12 protein-coding genes and 2 pseudogenes are annotated in these 25,540 nt (G+C 64.4%); 4 read left to right on the top strand and 10 right to left on the bottom strand.

The features are described from left to right. Nucleotides 1-163 precede the first annotated feature (163 nt). The 3 genes from B9N93_RS21260 to B9N93_RS21250 all read left to right on the top strand — a co-directional run bounded on the left by B9N93_RS21260 (nucleotide 164) and on the right by B9N93_RS21250 (nucleotide 13,933). The gene (locus tag B9N93_RS21260) at nucleotides 164-1,753 is read left to right on the top strand and encodes a type 2 periplasmic-binding domain-containing protein (protein ID WP_085216433.1); all 1,590 of its coding nucleotides are present in this window, start codon (nucleotides 164-166) and stop codon (nucleotides 1,751-1,753) included. 206 nt (nucleotides 1,754-1,959) lie between these two features. Then, nucleotides 1,960-3,537, top strand: a complete 1,578-nt coding sequence (locus tag B9N93_RS21255) for a ShlB/FhaC/HecB family hemolysin secretion/activation protein (RefSeq protein ID WP_085216432.1) — start codon at nucleotides 1,960-1,962, stop codon at nucleotides 3,535-3,537. After that, nucleotides 3,527-13,933 (top strand): filamentous haemagglutinin family protein, encoded by a 10,407-nt coding sequence (locus B9N93_RS21250; protein WP_085216431.1) that lies wholly within the window; start codon nucleotides 3,527-3,529, stop codon nucleotides 13,931-13,933. The genes B9N93_RS21255 and B9N93_RS21250 overlap by 11 nt, the downstream gene beginning before the upstream one ends. 195 nt (nucleotides 13,934-14,128) lie before the next feature. Here the strand turns inward: B9N93_RS21250 and B9N93_RS21245 are convergent, their stop codons facing one another. From B9N93_RS21245 to B9N93_RS26910, 5 genes and pseudogenes are all read right to left on the bottom strand, one after another. Then, entirely contained in the window at nucleotides 14,129-14,596 is a 468-nt protein-coding gene (locus tag B9N93_RS21245) for a hypothetical protein (protein WP_085216430.1), read from the bottom strand. Continuing rightward, nucleotides 14,593-16,530 carry a RiPP maturation radical SAM C-methyltransferase gene (locus B9N93_RS21240; protein ID WP_085216429.1) on the bottom strand — a complete coding sequence of 646 codons (1,938 nt, stop codon included), beginning with the start codon at nucleotides 16,528-16,530 and terminating at the stop codon, nucleotides 14,593-14,595. The genes B9N93_RS21245 and B9N93_RS21240 overlap by 4 nt, the downstream gene beginning before the upstream one ends. Then, nucleotides 16,527-17,951, bottom strand: a pseudogene (locus tag B9N93_RS26920) (TIGR04463 family radical SAM/SPASM RiPP maturase); the annotation flags it as partial. The pseudogene B9N93_RS26920 and the gene B9N93_RS21240, both read right to left, overlap by 4 nt. Nucleotides 17,952-18,066: 115 nt before the next feature. Continuing rightward, nucleotides 18,067-18,288, bottom strand: coding sequence for a Cys-every-fifth RiPP peptide CefA (locus B9N93_RS26915; protein ID WP_368655834.1), 222 nt, complete (start codon nucleotides 18,286-18,288; stop codon nucleotides 18,067-18,069). 971 nt (nucleotides 18,289-19,259) lie between these two features. Then, a pseudogene (locus B9N93_RS26910) lies at nucleotides 19,260-20,105 on the bottom strand (RICIN domain-containing protein); the annotation flags it as partial. A gap of 409 nt (nucleotides 20,106-20,514) precedes the next feature. On the opposite strand from B9N93_RS26910, the gene B9N93_RS21230 reads away from it, so the two are divergent. Continuing rightward, on the top strand, nucleotides 20,515-20,754 hold the full coding sequence (locus B9N93_RS21230; RefSeq protein WP_085216427.1) for a hypothetical protein: 240 nt from the start codon (nucleotides 20,515-20,517) through the stop codon (nucleotides 20,752-20,754). Nucleotides 20,755-20,799: 45 nt separating this feature from the next. Here the strand turns inward: B9N93_RS21230 and B9N93_RS21225 are convergent, their stop codons facing one another. From B9N93_RS21225 to B9N93_RS21205, 5 genes are all read right to left on the bottom strand, one after another. Further along, nucleotides 20,800-21,561 carry a lysophospholipid acyltransferase family protein gene (locus B9N93_RS21225; protein ID WP_085216426.1) on the bottom strand — a complete coding sequence of 254 codons (762 nt, stop codon included), beginning with the start codon at nucleotides 21,559-21,561 and terminating at the stop codon, nucleotides 20,800-20,802. Next, entirely contained in the window at nucleotides 21,536-22,324 is a 789-nt protein-coding gene (locus B9N93_RS21220) for a GNAT family N-acetyltransferase (protein ID WP_085216425.1), read from the bottom strand. The genes B9N93_RS21225 and B9N93_RS21220 overlap by 26 nt, the downstream gene beginning before the upstream one ends. Before the next feature lie 303 nt (nucleotides 22,325-22,627). After that, on the bottom strand, nucleotides 22,628-23,854 hold the full coding sequence (lplT, locus tag B9N93_RS21215; protein WP_085216424.1) for a lysophospholipid transporter LplT: 1,227 nt from the start codon (nucleotides 23,852-23,854) through the stop codon (nucleotides 22,628-22,630). Continuing rightward, entirely contained in the window at nucleotides 23,851-24,378 is a 528-nt protein-coding gene (locus B9N93_RS21210) for a KdsC family phosphatase (RefSeq protein ID WP_085216423.1), read from the bottom strand. Before B9N93_RS21210 ends, lplT begins: the two co-directional genes overlap by 4 nt. Nucleotides 24,379-24,567: 189 nt before the next feature. Next, nucleotides 24,568-25,473, bottom strand: coding sequence for an N-acetylneuraminate synthase family protein (locus tag B9N93_RS21205; RefSeq protein WP_085216422.1), 906 nt, complete (start codon nucleotides 25,471-25,473; stop codon nucleotides 24,568-24,570). Between the last annotated feature and the right edge of the window lie 67 nt (nucleotides 25,474-25,540).

Genomic DNA, 25,540 nt, shown 5'->3' with positions numbered 1-25,540 from the left:
AACCGTAATTTAAATGCAAAGATCGCCTGTTAAATTGCAGCGGTGTCGCATCAAGAGATGGGGATCAGGGCGGTAATCCGTCCTATCCATTCCGCCTTTTAACTGGGACCAAAACCCTTGGGACCAGGGCATCGATCAACCCGGACACTTCAGGTATCCAAACATGAAATTAAAAGCTCTTTCCTTCGCCATCGCCGCAGCGACCGTGCTGCCGCAAACCACTTTCGCGGCCCTGCCGAATGGTGGCGTGGACCCGACCACGGTGGCTAGCCAATATATCCTGCGCTATGCCGGTTCCTCGGCGACGGATAACCTGACCTTCGACGCCATGTTGAAGGATATTTGCGCCAGCAATATCACCGTCCTGAACAAGCCCACCAACACCACCGTGACCAAGAGCGATGGCACCACGGGCATCCTGCCCAAGCTGGGCAATTACTTCGGTGTCGCTTGCGTGGCCAAGACCACCGCGCAGAACAGCAAGATCGACAGCACTATTTCCGGCCAGACCATCATGTTGCTGAAGCGCTCCGAAGGCGGTTCCGCCTATGGCGTGCAGACCCTGATCAGCAACAATCCGGTCGCCCAGATCGATCCGGCCTCTTGCACCACCGATGGCACCTATGTTTCGCCCATCGTCGGCACCGTGGACGCGGTCAAGTGCAATAACAGCGGCACCGCCACCACCGCCGTCAACGTCGTGCCCGACGCCGGCGTGTCCGATGTCGATCCCGCCATGTTCCGCGGCGTCAACGTGCCGCTCGGCTTCACCGGTGTCACTTCCGCCTCCGCCTCCGCCACCTTCGGCACGGTCAAGAGCGTGGTGGGCCAGGTGTTCGGCGTGGTGGTCAATACCAACCTGCGCAACGCGCTCCAGGTCGCCCAAGGTTTGAAGAGCGGCGGCGCAAGTTGCAAAGGCCTGGATACCGAAGTCTGTATGCCGTCGATGAGCAAGCAACTGCTCGCCAGCCTGTTCACCGGCAAGGTGACCCAGTGGAACCAAATCCAGGTCAACGGTAAACCCTTCACCGACACCACCAACGTCATCCCCGGCATCACCCTGCCGACCCCGACGGTTTCCGCTGGTTCGTCTTTCTATCCGGTCAAAATTTGCCGCCGCACCCCCGGTTCCGGCACCCAAGCCGCCATCAACAACGTGATCATGGACACCCCATGCAACGGCGGCGGCCTGGCCCCGTTGGCCGGCAATACCAGCAACGTGACCCAGGGTTCGGGTTCCGGCGATGCTATCAACTGCTTGAAGGCCTGGAACACCGGCACCCAGCAGGTCATCTCCACCGATAAGAGCCCAGGCAGCGTGACCGTGCCCAGCAAGGCCGGCGACACCGGCTGGGCCATTGGCCTGATGGGCTTGGAAAAGGCCGACGCCAATTTCAAATTCATCAAGGTCGATGGTGTCGCTCCCACGCTCAAGAACGCGCATGACGGCAAATATCCGCTGTGGGCCGAAGCCACCGTCCAATGGCGTAAGGACCTGGCCCCCGCGTCCAAGGTCGGCTTCGCCCAGACCTTCAAGAACCTGGTCGGCAGCGCCAGCACCCTGGCCAACCTGAACAGCCTGATGCCGGCCCCGACCTACATGGCCTTGTCCACCGTGACCGGCCAGGTTCCGGATGCCGTGCTGAAGCTCACCAACCCGGTGATCGCCTACACCCGGACCACCACCAACACGGACAACTGCCGTGTGCCGTCCATGAACGCGGCCTACAACAGCAAGACGCCGAGTTTCTAAACCGGCTGGATCGGAAGCCGGTAGCGGCGTAGCACCGTCCGATGCCGGCTTCGAGGCGGGTCCGTGCGGAACAGGTCCGGGGCGCGACGCCCCGGACCTGTTCCGCGTTTTGGCGTGCGTGGCCGCTACCGCCACGCCCGTGCGCGGTCGAATCATGCCCCCGAGGGCTAGCCGGGTCCGAACCGGCGGTATACAGGTTGTTTTGAATGCGGAAAGCCTTATTTTTTGTCTTGCTGACCTGCGGCCAGGCCGTGCTGGCAGACGAGCCGGCCCCGGAAACGGCGACCCAGGCTCCGGTCGACTTCGATATCTGGGCTTATAGGATCGACGGTAACAGCGTGCTGGCCGACGAAGCCCTGGAACACGCGGTCTATCCCTATACCGGGCCGGGGCGCTCCATCGAATCCGTGGAACAAGCCCGCAAGGCGCTGGAAAAGCTCTACCATGACAAGGGTTACACCACGGTCCTGGTCGATATCCCGGAACAGGACGTGGATGAAGGACTGGTGGTGTTACAAGTCACCGAAGGCCGGGTGGGCCGCCTCAACGTCATCGGCTCCCGCTATTACTCGCTAGGCAAGATCAAGGCGGGCGTGCCCTCGCTGGCCGAGGGCCAGGTGCCGCATATGCCGACGGTGCAGAAGGAATTGGCGGCGCTGGCCGAGGAAAGCCCCGACCGCAACGTGACCCCGGTGCTGCGGGCCGGGGCGACCCCCGGCAAGCTGGACGTGGAACTCCAGGTCAAGGACGAACTGCCCCTGCACGGCGGCGTGGAAATCAATACCCGCAACAGCGCCGACACCACCCTCACCCGCTTGATCGGCTCCATCCGCTACGACAACCTTTGGCAGATGCAGCACAGCGCCTCCCTGCAATACCAGGTGTCGCCCGAGAATTCCGATCAGGTCGAGGTCTGGTCCGGCACCTACGCCCTGCCCATCGGGCTATGGGACAGCCGCCTCGCGTTCTATGGCGTGGGGATTTCCTCGAACACCGATATCTCGACCGCCGGGGCCATGAGCGTGGTCGGTACCGGCGAAATCTACGGGCTGCGGTTGGTCAAGCCCTTCGGCGCGGGCGATGGTTATTACCACAGCGTCACCTTGGGCTGGGATTACAAGGACTTCGGCCAATCCATCCTGACCGGGGCCGATACCCAGGCCACTCCGATCCATTACTCCCCCTTCATGCTGGGCTATAACCTCATCCACCGCGGCGAGCAGCGCCTGAGTTCGGTCGATCTGGGGCTGCATTTCTCGATCCGCGGCCTGGGCAACGATCCCCAGGAATTCGCCGACAAACGTTATAACGCCAAGCCCGACTATATGTATTTCACTGCCGAGGTGAAGCATCAGGAAATCCTGCCCTACGACATTCGCTTCCTCATCAAGGCCAACGGCCAGATCACCGATTCGCCCCTGATTTCCAACGAGCAATTCTCGGCGGGCGGTCCCTTGAGCGTGCATGGCTACCATCAAACCGAAGTCCTGGGCGACGACGGCATCAGCGGCTCCTTGGAGCTTTACAGCCCCAAACTGCTGGACAGCGAATACATCCAGGATTTCAGGCTGTTGGGCTTCATGGACGGGGCGCGGCTGTGGGTGTTGCAAGCCTTGCCGGGAAGTCCTGGGGGCTACCATCTCGCCAGCGCCGGGGCCGGTTTCCGGATGCGGGCCTTCCACCGTATGACCAACGAACTCGATTGGTCCTATCCCTTCAGCGCCATCAACCAAGTGGGTGTCGGGGAACAGCGTATCGATTTCAAGGTGGCCTATGAGTTCTAAGCGATTACGGCGGGTGGCGGTGAGGCTGCCCCACAAGAAACCCCTGGCCGAAGCCATCGGCTCCTTGATCCTGGGCGGGGTTGCCATCGGCGGCGCGCCGGCGCGGGCGGAATTGCCGGTGCCTTCCAGCGTACTGGTCGCGCCCGGCCATGGCCGGGTGCTCGGTCCCGTCATCAAGGGCGGCACCATGACCATCAAGCAATTGTCGGACAAGGCCATCCTCGACTGGGAAAGCTTCAACATCGGCAAGGACAACGCCGTCCGTTTCAGCCAGCCCTCGGCCACCGCCATCGCCCTCAACAACATCCATCAGAGCGACCCCAGCCGCATCCTCGGCAGCCTGACCGCCAACGGCCAGGTTTATCTGGTCAACCAGAACGGCTTCCTGTTCGGCAAGGACGCCAGGGTCGATACCAACACCCTGGTGGTCAGCACCCTCAAGATCAGCGAGGACACCCTGAACAACGGCCTGAGCCGGGCCATCAACACCAACGGGGCCGCCGCCTTGGACGGCGGCAACGGGCTCTATCTCAAGGACGCCCAGGGCAATCCGGTGAAGGATGCCCAGGGCAACCCGGTCAAGATCGGCGTCACCCTCGAAAAAGGAGCGCAGCTCACCACCCAGGACGGCGGGCGCATCCTCATCGCCGCGCCCAACATCGTCAACAAGGGCGATATCAAAACCCCCGGCGGCCAGGCCATCCTGGCCGCGTCCAGCGACAAGGTCTATCTCCAGGAAGCCGATAGCCAAGCCACCGGCGTGCGCGGACTCCTGGTCGAAGTCGCCACCGGCGGCAAGGTCCAGAACCTTGGCAAGATCGCCGCCCGCCGCGGTAACGTGACCCTGGAAGGCTTCGCGGTCAACCAGGAAGGCTTGGTCTCGGCCACCACTTCGGTGCGGCTGAACGGCTCGATCCGCCTGTTGGCCCGCGAGAAGGGCGACAACCCCGTGATTCAGGAGCCGGGCACCTCCACCTATGAACTGCTTCCCGACCGCACCGACCGCGACGCCGCGCTGAATGACGGGCTGGGCAAACAGGCGCGGGTGGTCCTGGGCCAGGGCAGCGTGACCCAAGTCGTGCCGGACAAAGGCCGTCAAAAGGCGGTGGACGAACAGACCCAAGACCCCTCGCGCATCGAGATCATGGGCAAGCAGATCGCCCTGCTGGAAGCGTCCAAGATGTCCGCGCCTTCGGGCAAGATCGCCCTCACCGCCACCACCGCGCCCGCCGATCCCACCACCGGCAGTAGCAGCGACCCGAATGTCTCCATCGACCTGAAGCTAGGGGCCACGGTCGATGCCGCGGGACTCAAGAACGTCAAAGTGCCCATGGCCAAGAACGTGGTGCAGGTCGAACTGCGTTCGTTCGAACTGCGCGACGCGCCCATGCAAAAGGACAAGAAAGGGGCGCTTTACGGCAAGAAAGTCCTGGTGGATATCCGCGAAGCCCAGGATGGCCGCATCGGCAGCGATGGCAACACCATCGATATCAGCGGCGGCATCGCCCGCATCCAGCGCAATATCGCCGAGCGCAGCGTCAAGGGCGGCAGCGTATCCCTGAGTTCGGGGGGCAGCGTCAATATCGGCCCGGATGCCAAGGTCGATGTTTCCGGCGGCTATACCCATTACAACAGCGGCTATGTCAAAACCACCTGGCTAAAATCCCAGGACAAGTTCTACGAGATCGGCAACGCCGATTTGGGTCGCCATTACGACAGCATCGCTGGCCGCTATTCCCAGACCGACAAGCGCTGGGGCGTCACCCGCTCCTGGTTCCTGCTGGGTCCGGGTAACCAGGGCCGCTACGAAAAAGGCTACGACCAAGGCGCGGACGGCGGGCAACTCGATATCAGCGCCACCCAATTGGATTTGCAGGGTGATTTGCGCGGCGGCACCGTCGATGGCTTGCATCAGCGCGAAAGCGGCCAGCGGGCGGCCGGCGCGTCGCTCAATATCGATTTGGGACTCTCGCCGCTGGGGGTCCAGTCGGTGGCGGTGTTGGGCCAGAATGGCGATCTCGACGCCCAATTGCAGCGCCTGTCGGCCGGCCTGGGCGGCGCGGTATTGACCAACCCCCTGGTGCTGATGGATCGCTATCTGGAACGTACCGGCTTCCGTTCCACCACCGTGGTCAGCCGCGGCGCGGTCGGTGTCTCCGATCTGGCCGAGGTGAACCTGCCCGCCGAGGGCAGCCTGACCTTGCAAGGCGGGCAGGTCGAATTCGAGGGCCATATCCGCGCCCCGTCCGGCACCGTGGCCCTCAAGACCCAGTTCGACGAAGGCGTCCCGGATTTCGGAACCACCGGCAAGGTGCATCTGGCCCCCGGTTCGAGCATCGATGTCTCGGGAGCCTGGACCAACGACCTGACCAATAAACAAGGCGGGAAAAAGCTACCGCTCAAGGCCGCGCCGGTCGATGGCGGCACGGTCACCCTGCTGGCCGACGGCGACCTCGGTTTCGACAAAGGCGCGGAAATCGCCGCCGACGCTGGCGCGTGGCTGGATAGCGGTGGCAAGCTGGTGAGCGGCAAGGGGGGTTCGATCAGCCTCGCGGCCACCGACACCGGCCGCAACCCGAATATCGCCATCAGCGGTCGCAATGGCTCCAACCTGGAACTGAACGGCGATCTCCACGCCTATGGCCAGACCCAGGGCGGCAGCCTCAGCCTCGCCACCAATCAAATCCTGATCGGCGATAGTTTCTCGGCCTACCAAACCGCGGGCAATGGCCTCCAGCCCTTGGTGCTGGCACCGGGTTTCTTCAATGGCGGTGGTTTCGCCAACTATGCCCTGACCTCCAACCTGAACGGCATCGCGCTCGGCTACGACACCCACATCGACCTCAAGGCCCAGAATTTCGCTTTCAACGACGGCTACCAGCAAGCCCCGACCGGCACGTCCATCCAAAGCCTGGGCGGGCCGCGCATGCTCACCGACGATCTGCGCCAGCCGGTGAACCTGAGCCTCACGCTCAAGCAACCGACCAACACCTACAGCACCCAGGTCGGCATCGTCCTCGATCCCGGCTCCAGCATCGCCGCCGATCCGGGCGCGAAGATCGCCATCCACACCGACAGCAAAGCCGTCCTCGATGGCCGGATCAGCGCCCCGGCGGGTAGCCTCGTGGTCGATGTCAATTCGCCGCAGCAAATCGCCTACGACGCGGCCCAGGGCATCTTCGTGGGCAAGACCGCCACGCTCTCGGCGGCGGGGGCCGTGGTGCCGGTGCCGGGTGTCAACAACGGCGTCAATGATAAGGATGTGCTGGCGGGTGGCTCGATCTCGCTGAGCGCCAACCGCGGCTATGTGGTGTTGGAACCCGGTTCGGTGTTGGATGTCTCCGGGACCCGCGCGGTGGTGGGCGAATCCCGCCCCGACCCCAGCGGGGCCGGTTATCGCTTGGTGCCCACCGTCCATGCCTCCGACGCCGGCAGTATCGCCCTGAACGCAGCGGAAGGCGTTTTGATCGGCGGCGATATCCAGGGACACAGCGACCGCGCCCACGGGGCCCGTGGCGGCGATTTGTCGATTTCCCTGCTGACCTCGCTCCGCAACCCGCCGGACGATGTCAATCTGGCCAAGACTTTCCCGGCCGGTCCCCGGACCATCCAGATCACCCAGGATCAACCCGAAGACCTCCTGGCGGATTGGACCCCCGGCACGGCGGTGCCCGATAGCGTGAACGGACTCGCCACGCTTTCCGCCAACCGGCTGGCGGCGGGCGGTTTCGATGGTTTGACGCTCAAGGCCGAAAACGCAGTGCGCTTCGTCGGTGATGTCACCCTCGCCACCGGCAGCCGGATCGTGCTGGATACGCCGACCTTGGCGCTGGCCCAGGCCGAGGGCCAGACCGCGTCCAGCGTGGTTCTGGACGCGCCCTATCTGGAATTGGGTTCCAGCCTGGTCCGCGACCAGACCAGCGCCGCCCTGCCCGACAGCACGGGCGGCGCGGGCACGTTCTCGGCCAATGCCCGCAACATCGACCTGCTGGGCGGTTTGAGCTTGCAAGGCATCAGTGATACCCGCCTGGTCAGCGCCCAGGATTTGCGCCTGCGCGGGGTCAACCTGCCGCAGACCCGCGATTTCACCGGCACATTGCTGGCCTCCGGCAACCTGACCCTGGCGGCCCAGCAAATCTATCCTGCCACCCTCAGCCAGTACGCCATCAAGCTGAGCGGCGACGACACCAGCACGCTCACCGTGCTGGGCGGCAGCGGCACGCCCGCTCCGATCCTGGCGGCGGGCGGCGGGATCGAGATGACCGCGCCCAATATCGAGGTGGGCGGCGTCATCAAAGCCCCGTTCGGTAGCATCAAGCTCGAAGCCACCGCCAGTGCCCTGAATCTGGGCAACGGCGCGGTGGTCTCGGTCTCCGCCGACGGCCAGACCATCCCCTTCGGCCAGACCCAGGGCGGCCAGGATTGGCTCTATCCCATCGGCAGCGGCATCAACCTGTTGTACGGCGTGGGCACGGGCGAACAAGCTCCGCCCACCGGCTCCATACAACTGAGCGGTGCCCGCGTCACCGTCGCCAGCGGCGCCAAGATCGATATCTCGGGCGGCGGTCAATTGTGGAGCCATGAATTCGTCAAGGGCAGCGGCGGCTCGCTGGACCTTTTGGACCCGCAAGACCCGGAAGTCGTGAACGGCGATTTCCAGTACCAGGAAAAATACGCCATCCTGCCCTGGCTCAAGGACCGCATCGCGCCCTACGATCCCATCGAAACCCCCAAATCCGGCCTGGGCGTGGGCGACAGCGTCTATCTGGCCGATTCGGCGGCGGGACTCAAGGCCGGGCGCTATACCTTGCTGCCCGCGTCCTATGCCTTGTTGCCGGGGGCGTATCTGATCACCACCACCAGCCACGGCACCGCCAATACCCAACCCGGCACGGTCGCGCGGCGGGCCGATGGCGTGGCCGTGGTGGCGGGCCAACGCGCCGAGGCGGGCACGGAGTTCAAGAGCTATCAATGGGAAGGCTTCGCCGTGCAGCGGGGCCGGGATTTCAAGAAGCTCACCGATTACACCATCAACACCGCCGACCAGTTCTTCGCCGCCCAGGCCAAAAAGCTGGAAGTGGCCGTCCCGCAACTGCCCCGCGACGCCGGCAAGCTGACCCTGGAAGTCGGCAACCAACTGAGTCTGGACGGTACGGTTTCCGGGCAGGCGGCCCAGGGTGGCCATGGCGGGGAACTCGATATCGCGGCTAACAATCTGCGGGTGGTCGCTCCGACCAGCGCCACCACCGGCAATGATGACGAAGTCGTATTGCGGGCTGACCAACTCGACAAGCTGAACGTGGACAGCCTGTTGCTGGGCGGCGTCCGCAGCGCGGTCGGCAAGGATGAAACCCATATCGCCACCCAATCGGGCGCGGTGGTCATTGACCAGGGGGCCGAATTGAAAGGCCCGGAAATCATGCTGGCGGCCAACGACCGCATCGATATCCGCGCCGGGGCCAAACTGCAAGCGCAGGGTGAATTGAATAGCGGCACCCAGACCCTGACCCTCTCCAACAGCGACGGCAGCGCCAGCGATGGCGCATTCGTCCGGGTATCGGCGGCGGGGCAGGCGGATATCGTCCGCGCCACCCCGGCCCAAACCCAGGGCACGCTGAATATCGAAGCCGGTGCGGTGCTGGGCGCGAACGGCTCCATGACGCTGGATGCCACCCGCGCTGCCAGCTTCGCGGGCAGTATCGACATGAAGGGCGGTTCGTTGTCCCTTGGGGCTAACCGTATCGATCTGGGCGCGACCGGCGGCGACAACGGTGGACTGGGCCTGACCGGCAGCCAGTTGGCCGGTTTCACCGTGGACGAACTGATCCTGCGCAGCGGCTCGGAAATCCGCACCTATGGCGCAATCGCGCTCACCGCCAAGAAGCTGGATATCGAAGCTTCCGGCCTCGCGGGCTATGGCGACGCCCAGGCCAGTCTCAGCGCCGACCAGATCACGCTCGCCAACCCCGGTGCGGGTTCGTTCACCGCCAGCGGCGACCAGGGCGGCAGCCTCGCCATCAATGCCAAGGATTTCAGCTTCGGCGGCGGCCAATTCGCCATCGCGGGCTATAAAACCATCAACCTGCAAGCCGCCAACCAATTCACCGCCAGCGGCCAGGGCACGCTCGCCGTCACGGGCGATACCACCCTCGCCACCCCGGTGGCGACCGCCGCCAACGGGGCCGATTTCACCCTGGACGCCAGCGGCCACAGCGTGACCTTCGCCGCCTTGGCGGCGGGTAATAGCGTGACGGCGGGACTCGGGGCCAAATACACCCTGAACGCCGATAGCATCGCGCTGGACAGCAAAATCCTGCTGCCCTCGGGCGATTTCATCGCTAACGCCGGGCATGGCCTGAGCCTCGCGGGCGGCGCGAGCTTGGATGTCTCCGGTATTTCCCAGGTCTACACCGAAAAAACGGTCTACACCCCCGGCGGCAATATCACACTGAATTCCGCCCAGGGCGATGTCAGCCTCGCCGCCGGTGCCACTATCGATGTCTCGGGCGCGGAGCAAGCCGGTTCGTTCGGCCTTTCGGCCCCTGAAGGCGGGGCCAGCCTGCAAGCCAGCTTCAAGGGCGCGGCCACCCAGGCGGGCGGCAGCAACGCCAGCTTGTCTTTCGACCTGGGCCAAAGTGCCGACCAGGGCGCGGGGGCTTTCGCTTATCTGCAAAGCACCGGCGGGGCGCGTGATTTCAGCCTGCGCCTGCGCCAGGGCGATCTCGCGGTGGCCGACGGCGCGGTGCTGAAATCCCATAGCTTCGAACTCGCCGCCGATAGCGGCGATGTGATCGTCGCCGGCACCCTGGACGCCAGCGGCCAACAAGCCGGTTCCATCGCCCTCGCCGCCGGCGACCGGGTGCGGCTGGCCTCTTCCGCCAAGCTGCTGGCCGGTACCTCGACCGTCAATGCCCAGGGCGGCAGCGTCTTCCTGGAAGCGGTGGACCGCGACGGCGACGGCCAATCCGGCATCGTGGCCGGGGCCGGGGCGGTGATTGATGTGCGCGGCGGCACCCTGCAAAACCCGGCGGCGACGCCCGATGTGGATCAGGTCCGCTATATCACTGATGGGCCCGCGGTCCGGGATAGCGCCAGCGGCATCGATTATCTGGCGGGCAGCATCCATCTACGGGCCTTGCGCGATAGTCTGGGCGATGGCAGCGACGTATTGGGCGTGGATTTCAAAGCCACCGCCAGCGGGGCCACCCAGGTGGTGGCGGAAGCGGTCAAGGTCTACGACCTGGCGGTGGACCCGAAAACCCATACCGCCAGCATCGGTGCGGACCAAATCACTGTCTGGAGCGCCGATACCCAAGCCTATATGGCGGCGCTCGACCCCAAGGCCCATCCCGGACTCGCTATCCTGCCCGGCCTCGAAATCCGCAGCGCGGGCAACCTGACCCTCGCCAGCGATTGGGATTTCAGGAGCGTGCGTTGGCTGGATGAGGACGGTAACGAAACCGATCCCAGCCTCGGCACCCCGGTTCCCACCAATGCTTGGCGCTACGGGAGCAACCACGATGTGCCGGGCTTCCTCACGCTCCGGGCGCAGGGCGATGTGCTGCTGAATGGCAAACTATCCGACGGCATCGCGGCGGGACAGGTCACCGACGACAGCGATCAACCGGCCTATATTTCCGAACTCATCCAATCCGGGCCGTCCTGGAGTTTCCGGGTGGTGGCGGGAGCCGAAGCGGGCGCGGCCAGTGCCGGGCAGGTGCGGACCGGCGTCGGCGACCTGGAACTCGCCAAGAATGCCCTGATCCGCACCGGCACCGGCGATATCGAGTTGCATGCGGGCAAGGATTTCAAGCTGGACGATGCCAGCGCGGCGGTCTACACCGTGGGTTCGGTGTCCAGCGACCCGGCCCGGCGCTATGGCGTGTTTACCAATGTCGATGTCTGGAACTTCTACGCCGAATATCCGACCGGCGGCGGCAATATCGACATCGCGGCGGGGGGCGATATCATCGGTGCGACGACGCCGCAATTCGTGCCGGATTGGCTGGTCAGGACCGGCAACTGGATACCGGGCAGCGACCATAACGGCGAGAGCAAGGTCGCCTGGGGTATCGCCCTTACCCAGCCGGACGCCATCCTCCAGAACAACCTCTACAACTTCGATCCCGCTTATCTTGGCTTCCAGCAGAATGTCGGCGCCCTGGCCGGGGGCCGGGTCAACATCGCGGCGGGCGGCAATATCGCCGATTTGTCCGCCGTGGTGCCCACCGTGGGCCAGCAGGTCGGTACTGGCGAGCGCAACAGCGTCGATATCCACAATGGCGGCAGTCTGGACATCAAGGCCGGCGGCAATATCGCGGGCGGCATGTACTATGTCGGCAAAGGCACGGCCAATGTGGACGCCGAGGGCGCGATCACCGGCGGGACGCAATACACCGACGGTCCCTTGTTCTCGCTGGGCGATACCCAATTCAAGGTTTCGGCCCGCACCGATATTGCCGTGGGCGCGGTGTTCGATCCCTTCATGCTACGGGAACGCTTCACCACCGGCACCGACAGCGATTTCTCTACCTATTCCGCCGCCAGCGCGGTGGGCTTCAGCGCCTTGGCGGGAGATATTGCCTTCAACAACGCCTTGGCGGTGTTCAACCAGAACTACCTCTATCCGGGGACCCCATCGCCGGTATTGTCCGCCGATGTGAGCGATATCCAGGGCGGCAATTTCACCGGCGGCGATTACATCGGGCTGTACTACTATCCAGGCACCGTCACCGCCCAGGCCAACGCCGGTTCCATCGAGATCATGCGTTCCTTCAATATGGCCCCGGCGGCGGAGGGCAACCTGGAATTGTTCGCCGGGAACGCGATCCAGAGCGGCGACAACGGCAACGCCCTGGTCACGGTCAATATGACCGACACCGATCCCGCCTTCATCCCCGGCCCCTTGAATCCGACCACGCCGGGCAACCTGGGCGATTTCCAATTCAGGACCAGCCCGGTCGGCGGTTCCATCGACCAAATCCACGCCGCCGTCCCGGTGCATAGCGGCGATACGGAGCCGGTGCGCATCGCCAGTTTGAGCGGCAATATCCAGGGTTTCGACCCCTTGGAGTTCTACTTGCCCAAGAGCGCCCGCATCGAATCCGGCGGCGATGTGCGCGATGTGAGTTTCGAAATCCAAAACCTGGACCCCAAGGATATTTCGGCAATTTCCGCCCAGGGCGATATCGCCTTCGCCATCAAGCGCGACGAGAACGGTGCCTTGGTCGCCGGGCAGGTCACACGGTTCCGCATCTCGGGACCGGGTTCCATGCAGATGCTGGCGGGCGGCAATATCGATCTGGGTTCTTCCGACGGTTTGGTGAGCTTCGGCGATACCCTGAACCCGGCCCTGCCCAGCACCGGGGCTTCGTTGTCCTTGCTGGCGGGCTTGAGCGACAAACTCGACACGGCGGGTTTTCTCAAGACCTACCTGAAGATGAGCGATGCCGAAATCGGCGGCTTGTCGGCGCGGCAACAGCTCGATTTGGTGTTGCCGGTGTTGTTCGACGTGGTGCGCAAGGCGGGTGTCGATGCCGCCAAGCATGGCAAGAAGGGCTACGAGCCGGGTTTCAAGGCCATCCAGACGCTGTTCACCGGCGATCAATACCAGGGTGATATCAACCTGTTCTTCAGCCGGGTACACACCATCGCGGGCGGCGATATCAACCTGTTGGCACCGGGCGGCACCATCAACGCCGGTTTGACCAATTCGGCCCTGGGTTCCAAGACCACCGCCGACCTGGGCATCGTGGTCCAGCAAAAGGGCGCGATCAACGCCATCGCCAAGAACGATTTCACGGTGAACGAATCCCGCGTCTTCACCCAGGGCGGCGGCGATATCACGATCTGGTCCTCCGACGGCAACATCGACGCCGGCAAGGGGGCCAAGTCGGCGTTGTCCGCGCCGCCCACCCAATCCACCTTCGACGACCAGGGCAACCTGGTCGTGGTGTTCCCGCCGGTGTTGTCGGGCAGCGGTATCCGCACCGCCATCAGCGATCCCAAGCAGGCGGCGGGCGACGTGTACCTGTTCGCGCCGCGCGGCGTGGTCGATGCCGGCGAGGCGGGCATCGGTGGCAACAACGTGGTGATCGCGGCCACGGCGGTGATCGGGGCCAGCAACATCCAGGTCAGCGGCACGGCGGTCGGCGTACCGACCACGCCGCCCCCGCCCGTGGTCCCGGCCGGGGCCGCCAGCGCGGCGGCGGCGGCGGCCAATTCGGCCTCGCAGCAACTCAACGAAAACAGCGCGGAGGAAAACGCCGCCGCCGCCAAGCAGAAGGCCGACGCCCTGGCCGCTACTGTCATGAAATCGATCATGGTGGACGTGGTGGGCTTCGGCGATTGCACCACGGAAGAAGTGCGGCGCGGCAAGGAAGGCTGCGGCGGCTAAAGCAGCTTCACATTGCTTGTGGCCCAGCGGTGGGCATGAGGACCTGCCCACCCGCCGGGCCGGATTCCGTTTGGGAACGAATACCCCGCCAGTCCTCGAAATCCGCCAAGCTGACCGGGCCGATTACGCCGCCACCTCTTGACGGCCAAGACCGTAGCCACAGGCAACGGATGACAAAAACCACCCCGTTCCGGTTCAAGGTCCGGTGCCCGCCGTGGCCCGCGCCCGCTCGATCACCGCTTGCCAGTGCGCGGGTTCCCGCACCAGGAAGGCCACGCTGTCGGCGTTCCCGGCGGCGTCGATGAAATAAATCTTCAACAGCTTGCGCCCGATAATCATTTTGCCGAGATGGCTGTCCACCAATTCCACACCGCGGATGTTCCGCAGCGGCAGGTTGAGTTCCAGACTATAGAAAAATGCCTGGAACCACACCTCGGCGGGCGTGACCGCCAGCGCCCCGTTGCCGCGGACTTGCCAACGGCCCCGGCTTTCTAGGCCCAGGCCGTTGGCGCTGGGTGCGGACAGCAGGAGTTCGCCGGGCGGGAAACGCTCGGCCAGGGCTTTGCGGCCCTTGGCGACTAGCCATTGATTGCCGCCGAACAACAAGGCCACCACCAACCCGATGCCGCCCGCGACGGCACCCCCGATAGCCCATGGATTCATACCGTCGCCACTCCCGCCGGGCGCTGGTTGGTGACGCGCTTGAGCAGGCCCGACCGCTGCCAAGGCGCGGGTTCCCGCGTGCCTTCCCCGAGGACCAGGGACAGATAGCGTTTGCCGTCGTCGAGGACCAGATGGCGGGCCAGCAAGTCCGCGAGGACGGCGTCCAACTCCGCATCCGCCACTTCCGGCAATTGCTCGGCCAGCTTGGCGCGGGGCGTGGGCGTATCCAGGGCTTGCAGGACGCGCACCGCCAGGGGCGATAGCCGGTGTTCGCCCGGAGCGCCGGGCCGGGTGTCCTCGACCCGCCAGCCCGCTCCGTCGGGCCGTGCCACGCAGCGCGGGGCCGCGTCGCCTTCGCGCCAAGCGGCGGTCCAGCGGGCGCTGGCTTCCAGCAGGGCATCGTAGGCATCGCCGCCCAGCACCTCCTTCCATTCGGCCTCGTAGTAATAAGCCACCTGGGGAATATCCACGGTGTCGGCGGGGAATAGCTCGGCATACCAGCGCATGGGCCGCAAATCGGTGGTCCAGCGTCCGGCCTCGAAGAAATAGGGGCTGAACCGATGGCATTCGGCCTTGGGCGCACCGCCATAGGCCGGGCGCAGATGGTGGAGCTGCGGCAGCCATTCCACCATCTGCGCGTAATCGGCGGCGGTTTCGCCGGGGATGCGGATCAGGTTGTTCCAATAGACGGTGATGCCTTCTTCCTGGCAGGCGCGGAGGAAGAACAGGTTTTGCAGGGCGGTGACACCCTTCCGCATCTGCTTGAGGATATTGTCGGCCAGCGACTCGATCCCCGGTTGCAGGTACAGCACCCGCGCCGCCGCCAGTTGGCGGATTTGGCCGCGGTGGAGGTTGGTCTTCACCGTCCAGAAATATTCCACATCGGGCCGGGGCGGGTTTTCCGCCAACACCGGCAGGAAGTCGTGGAAATAGGACATGGGCATGATGTTGTCGGCGGCCTGGAAACGCTTGGCCCAGGGGTAGCGCTCGGCCAAGGCCCGCAACAAGGCCAGGGTGCTGGCGGCGGAACGCGCCCGGTAGGACATGCCCTCGCCGTTGAGGCCGCAGAAGGTGCAATGGTGTTTCTGGCCCCACCAGCAGCCCCGCGCCGACTCGAAGGGGATGAGGATACGCGCCCGCCACGCCGGGTCGTCGAAATAACCGACCCGCCGGGCCTCGGCGAAGAAATCGCCGAAATCCGGCACTGGCAGCCGTTCCATGCCCGCCGAATCCAGTGGCCGGTGGTCCGCGTCCCGCCACAACGGACCGTCGGGTTCCCGCCGGTAGAGGATGCCTTGCAAACCCTCCGGCGCTTGGCCCGCCAGCATGGCCCGGCACAGTGGCACGATCACGTCGTCAGCCTCGCCGGTGGAAATGGCGTCGATCCAGCCCGCCGCCCGCGCCAGCGCCTCGCCCATCCCGCCATGGAAGCAAGCCCCGCCATAGATCAGCTTGACCTCGGGAAAACGCTCGCGGATGCGCCGCCCCAGGGCCAGCGAGGCCACGGCCTGGAAGAAAGTGCAACTGAACGCCACTACCTTGAGGGGACCAGAGGCCAACAGGCGCTCCAGGCATTGGTCGAGGAACATCGGTACCACCTGGTGGCGCACCTGCCGCAGCCAGGCGGGCAGGTCTTTGACATGGGGGATGCCCTCGATCTCGTCCCCGCACAGTTCGATGAAGCGTTCCTCCGGCAGGCCGAAATCCCGCCCCCAAGCCTCGCGGGCGAACAGCCACTCGCCGATCTGGGTTTCGACGCCCTTGAAGCGGGCGATGGTTTCGTAGGCGCCCGGCCCGATCATGCGCGAGAACGCCATATTGAACGGGAACACCTGGGATTCGATCCCGGCTTCTGCCAGTTGCGCCTTGAATTGGCCCAGGGCCAGGCTGGGCGTGGTGATCGAACCGAACGGCATCTGCACCCAATGGATCATACCGCCTCCGCCAAATAATAGGCTTGCATGGTCTCGGGCAGGGCGCGGCCCCCGCCGATGTGGTCGTCGGCGCACAACTCCTTGGGATCGGTGCAGGCTTGCGCCACATCCCAGTCTTCGGCCCGGAGGATGCCCATCTTCTCGGCCCGCAACAATAGGCGTTCCTTGATGTTGTATTTCCAACTGGGACAGGGCAGGGTGGCGGCTTCACCGCGGGTGTCGCCCGAATGCAGGAATTTATAGGCGCAGGCCCCGGCGCAATTGGGCAGGAGCTTGCAGTTGCGGCAGGATTCGTTCTCGAACGGGGTCCAGCGCAGCCAGCGGGCGTTGCGCTCGGAACGAAGGGCGGCGTCCATGTCGAAGATGCTGCCGATGGCGTGCTGGGGGAAGGTCACGGTATCCCAGCATTTGTGGATATCGCCGGTCGGCACCACCACGAAGCTGCTCGGACGCACCGCCCCGCACGAGCCATGGAACCGGGGCGGATAGGGCAGGGCCGCCAAGCCTTGATCGAAGGCGTAGCGGTACAGCGCGGCTTCCAGCCGTCCGTATTCGGATTTGCCCATGCAGGCTTCCTCCACCGAATGGCAACCCACGGTCATGGCCTCCACCGGGGCGAAATACAGGCGGAAGCTATCCTGGTGGGCCAAGCCCTCCTGGGCCAGGGTGTCGATGAGTTGGTAGACGCCCGCGCCATTGCGATGGTCGATATTGACCCGGATGTTCAGCTTCAAGCCGGTCCCGGCTTCGACCACGGCCTTGAGGTTCGCGATGATCTTGGCGAAGGTGCTGCCGCCCGACAGCAGGTAGCGGCGGCCATCGTGGTATTCCTGGTGGCCGTCCAAGGTCACTTGCACGGTCTTGACCCGCCGTTCCGCTAAGGACCGCGCCATGTCCGCCGTCAGCTTGTAGCCGTTGGTGACGATCATGGCGTCGTATTTCAAGCCCCGCCGGTCGCACAAGGCGATGATGCGGTCGGACAGCGCCTCGATTACTCCCGGTCGAAGCAAAGGCTCGCCGCCATACCAGGCGATATGGACATGGCGCAATTCCGGGGCCGCCCGCTCGACGAAGGCCACGATAGCGTCCTGGACCGTCTGGCCCATGGTCTGGACCGGTTTGTCCTGGCCCTGGAAGCAATAATCGCAGGCGAAATTGCAGGCCAGGGTCGGGGCCACGGTCAGGATCAAGGTGCGGCGGTCGTAGCGGTGGGCTTTGTAGAGTCCGTGGAGTTGTTCTAATTCATCGACCTGGGTCGGCACCAGATAGCCGCCGTACAACAGGTCGGCGGTGGATTCCAAATCGTCGCAGCGGCCTTCCGCCGCCACCCGGCGGAAGGCTGCGGCCTCGCGGGGCGTCCAGACCGCCAAGGCGCCGCTCATGCCGTTGTAGGCCAGTTCCCGGCCATCCTTCAGGGGCGCGGTGATGACGTAGCGGGAGGATTTATAGTGTTGTGGTCCCATCGGGATTCTCCTGGTCGCGGTTTCCGGTAAGGGGGAAACGCCCGCCGGATGGGCCATCCGGCGGGCGGTGGCATCAGATGCCGGGGATGATGGGGATGATGTCCAGGGCGCAGGCGTCGGCGGCGCAGGCATCCGCCGGGCAGGCGTTGATGCCGCAGACATTGGCCGCGCAGGCATCGGCGGGACAGGCGTCCACCCCGCCCGCATCGGCCCCGCAGGCATTGGCGGCACAGCCCCCGACACCGGAAGCGTCGGCCCCGCAAGCATCCGCGCCGCAAGCCGCCGCGCCGCACACCGCGCCACCGCAAGCCGCCGCCGCGCAAGCCGCCGCGCCGCAAGCGTCCGCGCCGCACGCCCCGATGCCGGTCGCCGCCGCGCCACAAGCGGCGGCGCCGCACGCCGCACCGCCGCAAGCGTCCAGGCCGCAGGCCGAAGCCCCGGAAGCCGCCCCAGGCAGACGCCGATACCGGCCACGTCCGCGCCGCAAATCGCGATGCCCGAGGCCGCCACGCCGCACACCCCGATCAAGGAAGCCGCCGCGCCGCAAGCCGCCGCGCCGCAGGCGTCCGCGCCGCAAGCATCGGCCCCGCAGGCGTCCGCGCTACAGGCCTCGGCTCCGCAGGCACTGCCGCTGCCCTCTTCCGGGGTGGCCTCGGTGGCGACGCCCGTGACCTCAAAGGTTTCCCAAGACCCGATGCTGTCGCGGTTGGCATTGGCGTCGCCGTTATCCTCGGCCACCAGATAGCGGTTGTGGGCCACCGATTTCAGCGAGATGTGGTCGCCCACCGCGAGGAAGTTGGACGAGGTGGTCGCTCCCGAGCGGACGACCTGCCATTGCTGTTCCGCGCCGATATTGGGGCTATTGGCGGAGGCGTCGCCATTGGCTTCCGCCGTCACGTATTTGCCGTGCGTCGAGCGCAGGGACACGATATCGCCGAAGCTCACCAAGCTGTTATCCAGGGTGCCGCCGGAGCGGACCAGGGTGAAGGTTTCCCAGGTATCGGCCGCGCCGCGGTCGGCCCGCAAACGGCCATCCGATTCGGCCACCAGCCATTTGCCATGGGTGCCCTTCAATTGGACGCCACCGCCGAAGCGCAGCACGTCCTTGGGAATCACCACCCCCAGTTGCTTGATAACGATGGACGAGGTCTTGTCGTTGAAATCGCCGACGTTCGGGCTGTCCTGGTAGTAGCTGCGGAAATCCCCGCCGAAGTCCTCGTGTTCATAGAGCATGACCACCAAGCCCTGCGGCACCTTCAACGAGGAGATGTTGTCGTTGGCCAGGGGGATGTCCTTCATCAGGTAGCGGCCCACGCCGAGCGAAGCGGCCTGTCCCTGATAATCGACATCCTTGTAGATCGTGGCGACCTTCTCCACCAAGACCCCGGAAGTCAGGTCGTTGGGTTCGTCGCCGATCCAGGGCGTGTCCTGGGTGTAGGACCAATGCCGCCCCCGGAAATTGGCGTGTTCGTACAGGGTGACGCGCACCCCGGTCGGCACCTTGAGCGAGGAAACCTGGTCGTTGCCCAAGGTCAAGTCGTTGATATCGTAGGAACCCAGGCCCACTTCCTGGCGGGTTCCGCCATAATTGGCATCTTGGAAGAGGGTGGCCCTGGGTTGGTAGACCACGCTTTCGGGGCGGACCTCGGCCAGCACCCAGCGCTGGTTGTCGCCCCCGTTCCAACCCCACACCACGATCACCGCGCCCGGCTCGACCGATGCGCCGAAGACGTCGAGGGTACTCCCGCCCAAGGCCGAATCGATGCGGAACATGCCGTTCTCGATTTCCGACACGCGCCAACGTTGGTTGTTGCCCCCGTGCCAATCCCAGACCAAGACCGGCGTCCCTTCCCCGCCGCCGCCGGACACGTCCATGACCTGGCCGCTACCCACATTGGCGATGCGGTAGGTGCCGTCGCCATTGGCGATGATTTTCCACTGTTGGTTGGCGTTCTCCTGCCAGTTCAGTTGTTGCAGTTGCAGGTTGTTGCCCACGGCGGTGAGCGCGAAGCCCGAATTGAGCGAAGAAATGGTGAAGACCCGCGCCTCGTTGCCACCGCGCAGCGGGCTGGTGGCGGAGTGCGGAAAGAGGGGTTGGACAAGGTACTGCATGGTGGTTCCTGGAAATAGCTGTATGGTTGGAATAACAATTCATGCCACCATCGCCGTGCGGAAGCCCATGGAATGGCTCGGACAAGACCATGGCAGCGTGGATTCCCCCTTTGAGTGCCGATCAATACCGCGCTGGATACGGCAGGACTGTTCTTTTTAAAGACAGCGGCCAAATATTGGGCAAAGTAGGGCGGAATGTCAAAGATTTCACGACTTGGTCCCGCTTATTGGGCGGGATGAAGACGATACGCCTTATATAACCGTCATCCGTGCCCATGTCTTACCCTTTGGTTTTTCTAAATGATGGCGCATAGTTTCGACGGTTTCGATCCCAGCGGGCGAGAAAGGCGCTGCCGCCGACTGTGGCATCCAGGAATCGATCACCTGGGTTTGGTGGCGGGGAGGGTCGATGGGCTGGATTGAACTGATCGACGCGCTGGCTCCCCAGGACCACGGGCGGCGGAACCTTACGGCGGGCCTTTTGGTGAAGGCGATGATCCTGAGCGGTCTGGGGTTCATCCAGCGGATGCCCCGGTTTTTACAGGGCGGGGTAAGGGATTCGGTGGGCATCGCCGTGGCGGGATCACGGATGGCGTGGAGTTCCGCGCATTGGCAAGAAGAGGCGGGTGGGAAGGAATCGGCGATATAACGGGATTTTCCGCCTGCGCGGATCAATTCACCTGGGGCAAACGGCTCAGCCCGCGCGGGCGGCGGGAACCGCGGCCAGCGTCTCGGCGACCCAGCGCCGCGACAGCGCCGCCATGCCGCCCGCGTCCAAGCCCGCCGGAAGCAGCGGCCCGTAGGACAAGCGCAGATCGATCCGCTCCAAGCGCAGGATGCCCAGCAAATGCGGCACGAATTCGTCCTCGCCAATGAAGGGTGCCGCGGTTTTGGCCGGGCCGGAATACCCCAAGGCCACCGCCTGTACCCCGACCCCGGCCAAACCGGCGGGCTGGAACAAACGGCCATGGAAGCGCAGCACCCGCTCGCCGGGGGTGGTGGTGCCTTCTGGGAACAGGATCAAGCGTTTGCCCTGGCGCAGCCGCCACACCATCAATTCCGCCGTGGCGGCGGTTTGGGCGGCGTCGCCACGCTGGACGAACAGGGTGCCGATCCGCTTGGCGAGATAGCCCATCACCGGCCAATCCGCCACTTCGGCCTTGGCGACGAACTGGCCCCGGCCCTGGCCGCCCAGGGCGATGATATCCAGCCAGGAGATATGGTTGGCGACCAGCAAGCGGGCCGCCGGATCGGGAGCGCCGGTGATTTCCAGTCGCACATTCAGGATACGGCACACCGTGCGGTTCCAATGGACGACGATATCCTCGCACAAGCCGGACGCCCGCCGTCCCAACAACCCGCGCAAACCCGGCATGACCGCCCCCGCCAGAACCACGCCCAGCAGGAACATGGCGGCGATGCCCGCGCCCTTAAACCAGGGCAGGCAGCGCCGCATGGGCGTCTCCGGGCCGAGGGCCGATGAAGCGCCGTTCGTAGCGGGCCTGCAAGCGCGAAAGATCGAGCAGGATGAACACGTCCATCACATTGAAATCCTCGTCCCAGTAAGGCTCGCCGCAGACCCGGCAGCCCAGGCGCAGATAGGCTTGCAACAAGGGCGGGATGCCGCTCTCGTCGCGGTCGCAACGCTTCCCGGCGGGCACCGGAATCCGCGGCCTCGCCCAGAGATGGGCCGGGCCGAATTGTTCCGGCTCGATTTGGCGGTAAACGGCGTCCACCGCGAAACCGCTGGGACCGGGCGGGATGCTGGCGCAACCCATCAGATAATCGAAGCCACCCTCGGCGACATAATCCGCCAAGCCGTTCCACAAGGTGCCCAACACCACGCCGCCGCGCTGGGCCGGATCGACACAGGTACGGCCTATTTCCAAAAAGCGTCCCGACAAGGCGCGGATGGCTCCGAGATCGAATTCCCCTTCCGAATAGAAACGCCCCAACCGGCGGGCCTGGGTATCGGACAATAACCGGGTACAAGCGGCGATGGTGCCGGTCTGGGTATCGCGCACCAATAGGTGGTCGCAATAAGCGTCGATTTCGTCGCAATCCAAGCCCTCGATAGGGGTATGCAGCCGGGCACCCATTTCCCCGGCGAAAACCTGGTAGCGCAAAGCCTGGGTGGCGCGGATGGTGGCTTCGTCGCGGGCGATTTCGGCGACGAAACGGCGGGGACGGGATTCTCGATTCGGGCGGTTGGCCGACATATGCATTTCCTCCGGGTGGAATCGGGAAACAATACGCACGGCTTATGAAGGCAATATTGAGGTGGCGTGACGGATTGGTGAAGGAAACCCGCAATCCAGGGCGTGTTCGATACGGATAGGTGGGGCGAAAATACCCTATCCATCCGCGTCGATATACCAGCGCATCGGCGGGATATTATTCCCGCTCCCCGAGGCTGGATACCAAAAAGCCATAAGGCGGGCTAGCGATAGCCTAACCCGCCGTCCACCATGAATGGCGGGACTCGACCCACCCCATCGAGAGCGGCAAAGCACCCAGGACAGCTAATCCTGGTCGTGGCCGTGCAGCCGGGTCAAAACCGCCATGCTGCCCGCCACGATCAGGCCGAACACCACCACGATGGCGGAGGCCGACAATTCCACCTTGATCATCAAGGCATAGAGTCCGAGCATCAGCAGGATGCTGAGGTTCTCGTTGAAGTTCTGCAAGGCGATGGAATGGCCCGCACCCATCAACAAATGGCCGCGGTGCTGCAACAAGGCGTTCATGGGCACCACGAAATAACCGCCCATGGCCCCGATCAAGGCCAGCATCGGCAGGGCGACGCGCCAATCGCTGACCCAGGCCATCGCCGACACCGCCAAGCCCATGGCGATCCCTACCGGCAACACCCGCACCGAATGTTCCAAAGGCACCGCCTTCCCGGCCCAGGCCGCGCCGAAGCCGATTCCCACCGCCACCACGGCGGTCAACTGGGTGGCCTGTTCCAAACCCAGGTGCAAAGCCGCCGCCGCCCACATCAGGACGATCAGGCGCAAAGTCGCCCCCGCGCCCCAGAACAAGGCCGTCACCGCCAGCGACACCTGCCCCAGCGGGTCTTTCCACAACTGCACGAAGCAATGCAGGAAATCCTTGAGGATGAAACCGACGCTACGGCTGGGTAACTTGTGGTCGATGGGCAAGCGCGGGATATAGAGGTTGAACAGCGCCGCCAGCCCGTAGAAACAGAGCATGGCGGCGATGGCGAATTCCGCCACGGTGTCGATACCGAGATTGAACGGCAGCCCGGCCAGGAACCGCGCCGCTTCCGCCCCCACCCGGTCGCCGATCAACAGGCCGCCGACGATGGCCCCCAGGATGATCGCCGCCACCGTCAGCCCTTCCAGCCAGCCATTGGCCCAAACCAGTTTTTCCGGCGGGAAATATTCGGTGAGGATGCCGTACTTGGCCGGCGAATACATGGCCCCGCCGATACCGACCACGGCATAGGCCAGCAATGGCGGCACGCCCATCAGCATCCCCAGGCAACCGGCGATCTTCACCGCGTTGCTGACGAACATCACCCGGCCCTTGGGCAGGGCGTCGGCGAACGGACCGACGAAGGGCGCGAGGACGATGAAAGCGACCACGAAGCTTTGTTGCAGGACCGGGGTTTGCCAGGAAGGGGCCTGTTGCTCCCGCAACAGGGCGATGGCCCCGAACAGCAGGGCGTTATCGGCTAAGGAGGAAAAGAACTGCGCCGCCAGGATGGTGAAGAAACCCAAACTCACAAAGCCCCCGCATCGGCGCGGGCCTTCAACACCATTTCGGCGAATTCGCGGAACACCCCATGGCCGCCCGGACGGCCCAGCACGATATGCGCCGCCGCCTTGACCTCGGACAAGGCATCGCCGGGACAGGCGGTCAGCCCGACCACGGCGAAGGCGGGCAGGTCGTTGACATCGTCGCCGACATAGGCGACTTCCCGCGAATTGAGGTTGAGGCGCTCCAGGATGGCCTTCACCGTCGCGGCTTTGTCCTTGGAGCCCAGATGTAGCTCGGTGATTTGCAGCTTTTCGGCGCGGCGGGCCACCGAGGGCGACAACTCCCCGCTGACGATGCCGGTTTCGATCCCGGCCAGCAGCCGGAGCCGTTCCACCGCCATCCCGTCGCGGATGTTGAAGCGTTTCAGTTCCTCGCCATGCTTGGAATAGTAGACGCCACCATCGGTCAGGACGCCATCGCAATCGGTCAGGACCAGTTTCAAGCGGCGAGCGCATTGGGCGAATTGCTCGGGAGTCCAATCTTGGTTCATTGTTATATCCTCGTCGTCTATGGGCGGAGAGTGGTTGCTTGCTGGTTCCCAAGCTCCGCTTGGAAACCAGCACAGCGGCATTGCAAAATCGTTTGGGGCGAATCTCTGGAGTCCAAAGCTTGCTTTGGAAACTTCGCGCGGCCAAGGCAAGCCTTGGACTCCAAAGCAACGATCCAATGGTGACGGATTTCAGGCGGCGGCCTGCACCCGGCGCAGCTTGGCCCGCGGCCCGAGTTCGCTGTCGTAGACGCGCTTCACGCCATCGCCCAGCGATCTCTGGATATCGCGGACATCGCGCACCAAGCGCTCGAAGCCGACCAATTCCACCGAAGCCGCCTGGTCCGTGCCCCACATGGCGCGGTCCAGGGTGATATGGCGTTCCAGGAAGGAAGCCCCCAGCGCGGTCGCCGCCAAGGACGGCGACAAGCCGGTTTCATGGCCGGAATAGCCGATGGGCACGCCCGGATAACGTTCCTTCAAGGTGTGGATCATCAGCAGGTTGAGTTCTTCCACCTTGCAGGGATAGGTCGAAGTGGCGTGGGCGATCATCAAGCTGGGGCGGTCGGCGTGGTCGTGGGTGCCGATGGCCTGCACGGCGGCGATGATTTCCTCCATGGTGGACATGCCGGTCGAGATCATCAACGGCCTGCCGGTGGCGCGGGCCTTGCCCAGCAATGGAAGGTCGGTCAAGGAGGCGCTCGCCATCTTGTAGAACGGCGGCTCGAACTGCTCCATGAAATCGACCGAAGGCTCGTCCCAGCAGGACGCGGTCCAGGCGATGCCCAAGCTGCGGCAATAACGGTCGATTTCGGCGTATTCGTCCACGCCGAATTCGACCTTGCGGCGGTAATCGATATAGGTCATCCGGCCCCAGGGCGTATCGCGCTCCAACTGCCATTGGTCCCGCGGCACGCACAGTTCCGGGGTGCGCTTCTGGAACTTCACGCAATCGGCCCCCGCGCCCATGGCCCCGAAGATCAATTCCTTGGCCAAATCCAACGAGCCATTATGGTTGATGCCGATTTCGGCGATGACATAGACCGGATGGCCGTCGCCGATAAAACGGTCGCCGATGTTCACTTCCCGTTTGCTCATACAGATACCTTGCTCAAGAGTGGATGATGAGATGGGGCGGGTCGTGGCCCGCCGATACGCGATGCCG

This window comes from Methylomagnum ishizawai (assembly GCF_900155475.1).
Classification (GTDB): domain Bacteria; phylum Pseudomonadota; class Gammaproteobacteria; order Methylococcales; family Methylococcaceae; genus Methylomagnum; species Methylomagnum ishizawai_A.
This window is presented reverse-complemented; position numbering and strand designations above follow the sequence as displayed.